This is a genomic window from Nocardioides sp. LHD-245, assembly GCF_030929495.1.
Taxonomy (GTDB): domain Bacteria; phylum Actinomycetota; class Actinomycetes; order Propionibacteriales; family Nocardioidaceae; genus Nocardioides.
The window spans coordinates 1-9,394 of record NZ_JAVFWN010000008.1; the positions used below are offsets into that span (position 1 = coordinate 1).

General features: G+C 71.9%; 12 protein-coding genes. 2 read left to right on the forward strand and 10 right to left on the reverse strand.

Features of this window, described 5'->3' with window-relative positions:
- The 4 genes from RB608_RS13545 to RB608_RS13560 form a co-directional block, all read right to left on the reverse strand.
- The coding region (locus tag RB608_RS13545; protein ID WP_308088489.1) for a hypothetical protein at window positions 1–300 on the reverse strand (300 nt) is incomplete at its 3' end.
- 107 nt (window positions 301–407) lie between these two features.
- Window positions 408–791 carry a hotdog domain-containing protein gene (locus tag RB608_RS13550; RefSeq protein ID WP_308088490.1) on the reverse strand — a complete coding sequence of 128 codons (384 nt, stop codon included), beginning with the start codon at window positions 789–791 and terminating at the stop codon, window positions 408–410.
- Window positions 791–2,491, reverse strand: a complete 1,701-nt coding sequence (locus RB608_RS13555; RefSeq protein WP_308088491.1) for an acetolactate synthase — start codon at window positions 2,489–2,491, stop codon at window positions 791–793. Before RB608_RS13555 ends, RB608_RS13550 begins: the two co-directional genes overlap by 1 nt.
- A 31-nt stretch (window positions 2,492–2,522) precedes the next feature.
- Window positions 2,523–3,380, reverse strand: a complete 858-nt coding sequence (locus RB608_RS13560; RefSeq protein ID WP_308088492.1) for a DUF2785 domain-containing protein — start codon at window positions 3,378–3,380, stop codon at window positions 2,523–2,525.
- 141 nt (window positions 3,381–3,521) lie between these two features.
- Here RB608_RS13560 and RB608_RS13565 point away from each other — a divergent pair, with 141 nt between their 5' ends.
- A complete protein-coding gene (locus RB608_RS13565; RefSeq protein ID WP_308088493.1) occupies window positions 3,522–5,000 on the forward strand; it encodes a histidine kinase N-terminal domain-containing protein in 1,479 nt (492 codons plus the stop codon).
- Between the two features lie 151 nt (window positions 5,001–5,151).
- On the opposite strand, the gene RB608_RS13570 is transcribed toward RB608_RS13565, so the two are convergent.
- Window positions 5,152–5,406, reverse strand: coding sequence for a WhiB family transcriptional regulator (locus tag RB608_RS13570; RefSeq protein WP_038678054.1), 255 nt, complete (start codon window positions 5,404–5,406; stop codon window positions 5,152–5,154).
- A 197-nt stretch (window positions 5,407–5,603) separates the two neighbouring features.
- Between RB608_RS13570 and RB608_RS13575 the strand changes: the two genes are divergently transcribed.
- Window positions 5,604–6,041: a hypothetical protein gene (locus tag RB608_RS13575; RefSeq protein ID WP_308088496.1), complete on the forward strand. Its 438-nt coding sequence runs from the start codon at window positions 5,604–5,606 to the stop codon at window positions 6,039–6,041.
- Here RB608_RS13575 and RB608_RS13580 read toward each other — a convergent pair.
- The 5 genes from RB608_RS13580 to RB608_RS13600 form a co-directional block, all read right to left on the reverse strand.
- Window positions 6,038–6,856 (reverse strand): RNA polymerase sigma factor SigF, encoded by an 819-nt coding sequence (locus RB608_RS13580; protein ID WP_308088498.1) that lies wholly within the window; start codon window positions 6,854–6,856, stop codon window positions 6,038–6,040. The genes RB608_RS13575 and RB608_RS13580 overlap by 4 nt on opposite strands.
- Window positions 6,853–7,275, reverse strand: coding sequence for an anti-sigma factor (locus RB608_RS13585; RefSeq protein ID WP_308088499.1), 423 nt, complete (start codon window positions 7,273–7,275; stop codon window positions 6,853–6,855). The genes RB608_RS13580 and RB608_RS13585 overlap by 4 nt, the downstream gene beginning before the upstream one ends.
- A 102-nt stretch (window positions 7,276–7,377) precedes the next feature.
- Window positions 7,378–7,962 (reverse strand): hypothetical protein, encoded by a 585-nt coding sequence (locus RB608_RS13590; RefSeq protein ID WP_308088500.1) that lies wholly within the window; start codon window positions 7,960–7,962, stop codon window positions 7,378–7,380.
- A 187-nt stretch (window positions 7,963–8,149) separates the two neighbouring features.
- Complete coding sequence (locus RB608_RS13595; protein WP_308088501.1) at window positions 8,150–8,980, reverse strand: hypothetical protein; 831 nt, start codon at window positions 8,978–8,980, stop codon at window positions 8,150–8,152.
- A gap of 213 nt (window positions 8,981–9,193) precedes the next feature.
- Window positions 9,194–9,394: superoxide dismutase [Ni] (locus tag RB608_RS13600; RefSeq protein WP_308088502.1), on the reverse strand; the 201-nt coding region annotated here is incomplete at its 5' end.

Below are 9,394 nucleotides of genomic sequence, written 5' to 3' on the forward strand. Positions count from 1 at the left end.
CTTGATGTCGGCGAGTTCGGTGGTGTGGCTGTCGACGGTGGTCTTGATGTCGGCGAGTTCGGTGGTGTGGCTGTCGACGGTGGTCTTGATGTCGGCGAGTTCGGTGGTGTGGCTGTCGACGGTGGTCTTGATGTCGGCGAGTTCGGTGGTGTGGCTGTCGACGGTGGTCTTGATGTCGGCGAGTTCGGTGGTGTGGCTGTCGACCGTCGCCTTGACCTCGGCGAGCAGCTCGTAGGCGCCCGCGACGTCGTTGTGGTTCTGGCCGAGTCGCCGCTCGATCTCCTGCTGGGTCAACGCCACGGGTGTCTCCTTCGGTGTGACGACGACTCTACGAGACCGTTCGCGCCCAAGCGAGCGCGTGCTCCGGACCTGTGGACAAACCGGGGGAACCGCCCCGAGCGGTGGGCTCACCCCTCCAGCCGGGCCAGGAACCGCTCCGCGTCGACCACGACGCGGGTGACCTCGCTGGACCCCACCAGCTTGCCGGGGCGGCCGTCGGGGCCGACCTCGCGCGCGGACACGGCGAAGCGGCGCAGCCGACCGTCGGCGTACACCTGGCGCGCGGTGACCTCGACCGTCCCGCCGACCCTGGTCGCGGCGAGGTGCTCGAGGTCGACCCGGGTGCCGACGCTCGTCTCACCGTCGCCGAGCGACGCCTCGAGGGCCGCGCAGGTGGCGGCCTCGCACCAGGCCAGCAGGCGGGGCGTGCCGAGGACGGGCAGGCTGCCGGAGCCGACGGCGAGCGCGGTGTCGGCGTCGGCGACGGTGAACCGGAGGGCCGTGTCCGACATCAGATCCCGAACGTGCTGCGCGGGTAGGCGGCGTCGACGTCGGTGATGACGTTGACGAGGTACGGCGCGTTCGCGGCGAACGCCCGGTCGAGGGCGGGCCCGATCCGGCGCGGGTCGGTGACCGTCTCGCCGGCGCCGCCGAGCGCGGAGACCACCTGGTCGTACGCCGTGCGCGGGGCCAGGTCGGCGGCGACGTCGTACCCGTAGAGCATCTGCATCGGGCCCTTCTCCAGCCCCCAGGCGGAGTTGTTGCCCATCACCATGACGACCGGCAGGCCGTGGCGCACGAGGGTGTCGACGTCCATCAGGGAGAAGCCCGCCGCGCCGTCGCCGAGCAGCAGCACGACCTGCGACGAGGGCCGGGCGATCCGGGCCGCCACCGCGGCGCCGAGCCCGGCGCCGAGACAGCCGTAGGGGCCGGGGTCCAGCCAGCAGCCGGGCCGCTTCGGCTCCACGAACTTGCCGGCGAAGGACACGAAGTCACCGCCGTCGCCGATGACCACGGCGTCGTCGGCCAGCCGGGGGACCAGCTCGCCGTAGATCCGGGCCGGGTGGACCGGGTCGGCCTCGGCGCCGAGCAGCTCGGCGTCCTTCGCGCCCGCCGCGGCGACCGTGTCCTGGAGCAGGGTGAGCCAGGCCGAGCGGTCCGGCTGGCTCGCGCCGGCCAGCGTCTCCAGGAGCCCGTCGAGGACGCTCGTCAGGTCGCCGCTGACCGACGCCGCCAGGGTGGCGTGGCCCGACAGCTGCCCGGGGGAGTCGGCGATGTGGACGACGGCCGCGGGGGCGCTGCCGTCCTTGCCGCCGAACACGCCGTACCCGAGCCGGAAGTCCAGGGGCGTCCCGACCACGACCACCAGGTCGGCGCCGTTGATGGCCGCACCGCGGGCCTTGGTCACCAGCAGCGGGTGCCCACCCGGGATCACGCCCCGGCCCATGCCGTTGGTGATCGCAGGCAGCCGTATCTCCTCGACCAGGCGCAGCGCCGCCTCCTCGGCGTGGTCGGCCCACACGTCGGTGCCCAGGATCAGCACCGGCCGCTCCGCCCGGGCGATCAGCGCGGCGATCTGCCCGACCGCGTCGCTGTCCGGCTCGGCGCCGCGGTAGTTGCCGATGACCGGGGCCGGTCCCGCGCCGACGTTGAAGAACTCGTCCATCGGCACGTCGACGTACGTCGGGCCGCGGTGTGAGGAGCGCCCCTCGGCGAACGCGGTGTCGAAGCCCGCGGCCACGTCGTTCGCGGTGGCCAGGGTCGCCGCGTGCTTGGTCACCGGGCTGACGATCGGCAGGTGGTCGATCTCCTGGAGCGCGCCCGTGCCCCAGCGGTTGTTGGGCGCCCGGCCGCCGACGACGACCATCGGCGACCCCGCGAAGCGCGCCTGCGCCATCGCGCTGACGCCGTTGGTGACGCCCGGGCCGGCGGTCAGCACCGCGAGGCCCGGCACCCGGGTCAGCTTGCCGGTCGCCTCGGCCGCGAAGGCAGCGGTCTGCTCGTGGCGGACGTCGACCAGGCGGACCGGCGGGCCGCCGTCCTGCTCCGCCAGCTGTCGGCTCCGCACCGCGCCGTCGTACATCGGGAAGACGTGGGCGCCCGAGAGCGTGAACATCGTCTCGACGCCGTGGGCGCGCGCGACGGCGGTGGCGATCTCCCCGGCATGGCCGGTGAGATCGCTGTCGGAGGGGCTGTCCGGGGTGGTGGTCACCCCGGCACCCTAGCCAGCCGGGCCGTCGAGGTCAGCCGACGTCGTCGAGGAAGTACGGGTGCACCCGCCGCAGCGAGGCGACCAGCGCGAGCAGCAGGTCGGGCCGCACCGAGGGGTGCCGCGGCGAGATGGACAGCTGGAGGTAGAGCGCGCGCAGCACCGCCTGGGCGTTGCCGGCACCGCGGTAGGGGTCACGACCGCTGCTGGTCTTGGCCCGGGCGCCGCGCTCGAGACGGACCACCCACGGCTCCAGGACGTTCAGCGGCACCCGGTCGCGACGCAGCACCTCCATCACCGCGTGCGCGATCCGATCCGGCTCGCCGTGGACCAGCGGGGGCGTGTCGGGGTTGAGGACGCGGTCGGCGATCACGTCGAGGAGCACGGTCAGCTCGGTCATGCCGAAGTGTCGGGAGGCGGCGAGCGCGGCGAGTGCGTCGGCCCCGTGGGCCGCCGCGTGCGCCCAGCCCTTGCCGGGCACGAACCCGCGCAGGTCGCGCTCGCGGACGTACCACGCGGCGATCCGGTCGCCCCACCGCAGCACCTTGCTCGGGGGGAGCCGGCGGATCCGGGTGTCGCGCTGGATGCACTCGGCGAGGAGCAGCACCGAGAAGCTGCGCCGGAAGACCGAGTCGGTGTCGCGCTCGCCGACGTGGCTGTCGAGGCCGGCGCACATCCCGTCGCCGAGCCCGGCCAGCAGGTCGTCGTACGCGCCGTGCTCGATCCAGGTGGCCAGGAAGGAGTAGGCCATCCCGTCGCGGACCTGCGGGTCCACGTCGCCGAGCATCTGGGTCAGCTGGGCGGTGAGGTCGCCGATCGGGTGGTCGGCAGGGGGGTGCCGCTCACCGTCGCGGAGGGCCTGCTGGAGGCGCGCCCAGTCCACCGACACCATCAACCCACACCCTCCGGAGCAGCCGAGCCTTCGTCCCCCAGATCCCTATCCTGCCAAACGATCTGAAGTGACCCTAAGTGGGGACGCTCGGGCGGCGGCTGGGGAGGCCCCGGGAGGGCTTGGACGGCTAGGTTGGGCGCCGTGCCCTCCCTGTCCGCGATCGCCCGGCGTCACACCGACCTCGACGACGCGGACATCGCCTGGCTCCAGCTCATCCAGGCCGACTGGCAGGTCATCGCGGACCTCTCCTTCGCCGACCTCGTCCTCTGGCTGCCCGCCAGCGACGGAGCGGGCTTCTGGGCCGGGGACCAGATGCGGCCCACGACCGGCCCGACGGCCTATGTCGACGACATCGTCGGCAGCTTCGCCGCCACCGGCCGTCGGGTGCTGGTCGACGCCGCCTTCGAGCTCGGCCGGATCGCGCGCGAGGGCGACCCCGAGTGGCGCGACGACGTCCCGGTGCGGGTGGAGGCGATCCCGGTCCGGCGGGCCGGGAGGGTGATCGCGGTGATCAGCCGCAACACGAACCTGCTGGGCGTGCGCACGCCCAGCCTGCTGGAGATCAACTACCTGCAGGCCGCCACGGATCTGTCCCAGATGATCGCCGCCGGGCTCTTCCCGACCACCGCCCAGCGCAGCGACCACGCCGACTCACCGCGGGTCGGCGACGGCTTCCTGCGGGTCGACGCCGAGGGCCGGGTCATCTACGCCAGCCCCAACGCGCTGTCGACGTACCGCAAGCTCGGCCTGACCGGCGACCTCACCGGCCACCGGCTGCCCGAGCTGACCCGCGAGCTGATGCCGTCCCGGCTGCGGCCCGACGAGGAGACCCTCAGCGCGGTCCTCGGCGGCCGCGCGTACCGCGACGTGGAGCTGGGGGCCTCCGCCGGTCCGGGGGAGGGGGCCGCGTTGATCGTCCGCGCCATCCCGCTGCGCCCGAAGGGTGAGCACATCGGTGCGATCATCCTGTTGCGCGACGTCACCGACCTGCGCCGCCGCGACCGCGAGCTGGTCACCAAGGACGCGACCATCCGCGAGATCCACCACCGGGTGAAGAACAACCTGCAGACGGTCGCCGCGCTGCTCCGGCTCCAGGCCCGCCGGATCGACTCGCCGGAGGCCACCGCCGCGCTCGAGGAGGCGGTACGCCGGGTCGGCTCGATCGCCATCGTCCACGAGACGCTCAGCCACGCGGTCGAGGAGACCGTCGAGTTCGACGACATCGCCGACCGGCTGGCGCGGCTGGTGACCGACGTCGGCGCGACCACCGCCCAGGTCGGCGTCCGCCGCGAGGGCAGCTTCGGCGTGCTGGTCTCCGAGGTGGCCACGCCGCTGGCCATGGTCGTCATGGAGCTGATGCAGAACGCCGCCGAGCACGGGTACGACGCCGGCGGCTCGGGTCAGATCGTGCTGCGGGCCGCGCGGCACGGTGCCGTGCTCGAGGTCGCCGTCGAGGACGACGGTCGCGGGCTGCCCGAGGGCTTCGACCTCGACGCCGCCACCAGCCTGGGGCTGTCGATCGTGCGCACCCTGGTCGAGTCGGAGCTCGGCGGGCACCTGAGCCTCGGTCATGCGCCGGGCGGCGGCACCCGCGCGGGGATCAGCATCGCGGTGGAGTGACCCGGCCGCCGTGCCGACCGCCGTCGTCGTCGAGCTCGCGCCTTTCCGCGAGCCGGCCGTGTGGCAGCCAGGCGGGCTTGCTCCCTACGGAAGCCGACCGCGTGCGCGGCAGCGTGTCAAGCGAAGCGCCGACACGCTCGCGCCAGACAGGCTAGACCGGCGTGCGGACCCGGGCCCGGGCGTTGCGGCGCTTGAGGGCGCGGCGCTCGTCCTCGCTCAGGCCACCCCAGACACCATGGTCCTGTCCTGCCTCGAGCGCCCACGCGAGACATTGCTCGCGCACGTCGCAGCGTCGGCACACGGCCTTGGCCTCCTCGATCTGGAGGATCGCCGGACCGGTGTTGCCGATCGGGAAGAACAGCTCCGGATCCTCGTCGAGGCATGCGGAACGGTGTCGCCAATCCATGGGTGGAGATGCCCTCTACTTTCGCTACCGGGGGTGCCTCGTTGGGGCACGCATGAAGCCGCAAAAGTGAACGGCTTCACGATCGCTTCGGCAAGGTTTCCAAGGATTGCGCCACGAATCAAGCAATTCGCGTGGTTCGTTGGGTCACAACCGGATGCTGGACGCGAGCGGCACCGGTCAGGACCTAGGCTGCGGCCGTGACCGAAGGCCCCAATGACGACCCGACCGACCAGTCTTCCAGTGCCGGCGGGGCCACTCCGCCGCCCCTGACCGTGGCCGCCTCGCTGGCCGGCGTGCAGGGGCTGGTGCTGCTCATGCTGGCGGTGCTGGAGCTGGCCAGCGTCTCGGAGAGCCGCCCGGGGGTCGCCCTGTCGACGGCCGTCTTCTTCGGGGCGTACGGAGCGGTGCTCACCGCTGCCGGCCTGGCTCTGTGGCGCCGCCACGGCTGGGCGCGGGGACCGGTGCTGATCACGCAGCTGATCGTGCTCGGTCTCGCGTGGAACCTGCGTGACCAGATCCTGGTCGCGGCCGGGTTGGCCGTCGTCGGCGTCGTGGTGATCGCCGCGGTCATCCATCCCGCCACGGTCGCTGCCCTCGACGGCCACGCGGAGGACGACGGCGACGGTGGGGCCTAGCTCTCCGACTCCAGCGAGTCGCGCAGCTGCGCGAGGGTGCGGCTGAGCAGCCGGGAGACGTGCATCTGGGAGACGCCGATCTCCTCGGCGATCTGCGACTGGGTCATGTTCTTGAAGAACCGCAGCAGGAGGATCTTCTTCTCCCGCGGCGGCAGGTTCTCGAGCAGCGGCTTGACCGACTCGCGGATCTCGACGTGCTCGAGGCCGGCGTCGTCGACACCCATCGCGTCGAGCATGCTCTGGCCGCTGCCACCGTCGGAGTCGTCGTCGGTGGCGTCGAGGGAGAGGGTCGAGTAGGCGTTGCTCGACTCCATGCCCTCGATGATCTCCTCGACGGTGCAGCCGATCGCCTCGGCGAGCTCGCGCGGCGTGGGGGAGCGGCCCAGGGACTGGGTCAGCTCCGCCGTGCTCGCGCTGATCTGCATGCGCAGTTCCTGGAGCCGGCGCGGCACCCGGATCGCCCAGCCCTTGTCGCGGAAGTAGCGCTTGATCTCGCCGATGATGGTCGGCGTCGCGTACGTCGAGAACTCGACCCCACGCTCGGTGTCGAACCGGTCGACCGACTTGATCAGGCCGATGGTGCCGACCTGGACCAGGTCCTCGTAGGGCTCGCCGCGGTTGCGGAAGCGGCGCGCGCAGTGCTCGACCAGCGGCAGGTGCAGATGCACGAGGGACTCGCGGGCCACGTCGCGCTCGGTCTGCGTGGCCTGCTCGTCGCGGAACACGACGAAGAGCTGCGCGCTGCGGCGACGGGTCAGCTCGATGTTCGTCGGCGTCCCGCCCTCCGCGCCGCCCCGAGACAGGTCGGTGGTCATGACGCCAGCGACGACCGAACGACCAGGCGGACGGTGTAGCGCCCGGCGACGGCGTCGATCGCCGCCTCGTCGGCGAGCGTCGCGAGGACCTGCCAACCGAAGCTCTCGTAGTCAGGCGCGGTGGGGGCCTGGGCGTCGGCGGCGATGGTGAGGGCGAGCTGGTCGGAGCCGACGCGGAAGCTGCAGTCGAGTACGGCGCCGGGGTCGGCCTCGTCGAGGACCATCGCCGCCGCCTCGGAGACCGCGATCCGCAGGTCCTCGATGTCGTCGATGGTGAAGTCGAGGCGGGCGGCGAGCCCGGCGGTCAGGGTCCGCAGGACGGAGGCGTAGGCGCCGTCGGCGGGCAGTCGCAGCTCCACCTCGTCCGTCCGGCCGGCCGCCGTCGTACCTCCGACAGCAGGGCTGCTCGTCTCGGACATGCCGCATCCTCCGGTGGCGTGGGAACTGGTGGGGTGAGCCTACGACAACGGCCGTGCCCCGAGGGGCACGGCCGTTGGATGTGACAGATCGGGTTGCGACCGTCAGTTGCGCAGGTCGCCGAGACCGAGCAGGTCGAGCAGCCCGAGCGAGTCGAGCAGGTCGAGCGCGCCCTCGAGGCCGAGCGACTTGAGCAGGAAGCCCAGGCCCAGGCTGTCGAGCAGGTCCCCGACGTAGTCGAGCAGGTTGTCCTTGTCCGGCGGCCTGATCGGCAGCGGGGCGGCGTTGCCGGCCTGGCAGGCGGCATACAGCGCGGTGGTGCCGCTGACGGCCTTGGCGGCGCCGGCGCGCAGCACCTTGGTGTGGCGGAGCTTGCGCTTGACCTTGTTGAGCTTCTTCTCCAGCTTGGCGACCCGCTTGGTCGCGTGCGCCTTCTTGGCCTTCTTGATCTTCTTCTTCAGCTTGATGACCTTGGCCTTGAGCTTCTGGACCTTGATCTGGGCCGCGGAGCGGGTCTGGGTCGCGATGTCGAGCGCCTTGGCCTGGACGGTGCAGTCGACCGCACGCTCGGCGGTGCCGGCGGCAGGAGCGGCGGCGACAGGAGCTGCCGAGGCGACCGGAGCAGCGCTCAGCGTGAGGCCGAGTGCGACCGCGACGCCGAGGATCAACTTGAGCAGGGCACGATTCATGCCAGTTTTCTCCCTCAGGATGTGCCGGCGTCGCTATCCCCCCATGGCGACGACCGGTGATGGCGCCGGGCGCATGGGATGCCCGGCTCGGGGGTCACTTTAAGGCATAGGCGTGCCCTCGACGGACCAGAGGGCCCGGGACGTTGGTCCCGGGCCCTCTGAGTGCGTGCTGGTCAGTCGTGTGCGGTCAGCAGACGAGGGGCAGCGGGAGGACCGAACACAGCGGGTTGCTGCCACCGGTCGGCAGCCCCGGCAGGCCGGGGAGGCTCGGCAGGCCGGGTAGGCTCGGCAAGCCGCCCGCCAGGGCGCCCAGGAGCGTGTCCAGGAGACCCCAGACCGGGTCCAGCGTGGTGACCAGCTCGGTGAGGCCGAGGTTGATCAGGGTGGTCTTGAGGACGTCGACCAGGCCGGCCGGGTTGGTGAAGCCCGTCTTGAGCGCGTCGCACAGGCCCTTGGCCTGCACCGGGAACTGCGCGCAGATCTGGTCGAAGGTGGTCGTCAGCGGGTCGACCAGGCTGGCGATGGTGTCGCACAGCGGCTGCAGCTGCGGGACAGCGTCGCACAGGGCCTGGATCGGCAGCTGCGGGGAGGACGGGGCGGGCGGCGGCGTGACGCCGGGGTTCTTGCAGGAGTAGTAGGCGCCGTAGGCGGCGTTGTACTGGCTGACGTACGCGTCGCGGACGGCGATGCCGGACTTCTTCGCCTTCTTCGCCTTCTTGACCTTCTTCTGGAGCTTCTTGACCTTCTTGGCCGGCGCGTCGTGCTTCTTGGCCTTCTTCAGCTTCTTCTTGAGCTTCTTGACCTTGGCGTCCGCGGCGGCGGCGTAGGCGTTGGCCGCCTGGTAGTTGTTGTAGGCCTTGGTGAGGTTCTGGCCCTGGGTCGGGCAGTCGTTCGCCAGGACCCGCTGGGCGGGCGCCTGGGCCGGGGCCGCGGCGGCCGAGGCGACCGGCGCGGCCGTGAGCGTGAGGCCGAGCGCGACGGCCATGCCGACGAGGATCTTGCAAAGGGCGCGATGCATCGCGGGATGTCTCCCTCCGGTTGGGTCGGGCCGTCGTCCTGGTTCCCTCCCGGACGGCGGCCCGATGTGGCCCGGACCCGCTGGCCCGGTTCCCGAGGAGGCTAGGTCACATCACCCCCGTCCGGGACCCGGAAAGACGAACCGCACGCCCGAAATGGACGTGCGGTTCGTGATGCCCGGGCCGCATGGCCCGGACGGACTAGTCCGTTCGGGTCAGGCCTTCTTGGTGGCCCAGAAGATCTCGGCGATCTCGTCGATCTTGGCGAGGAGCTCGTCGGCCTTGGCGAGGTCGAGGGTGCCCTTGGTGCCGGTGGCGCCGGCGAGCTTGGTGGCCTCGTTGACCAGGGTGTGGAGCTGGGGGTAGGCCTCGAAGTGCGGGGGCTTGAAGTAGTCGGTCCACAGCACCCAGAGGTG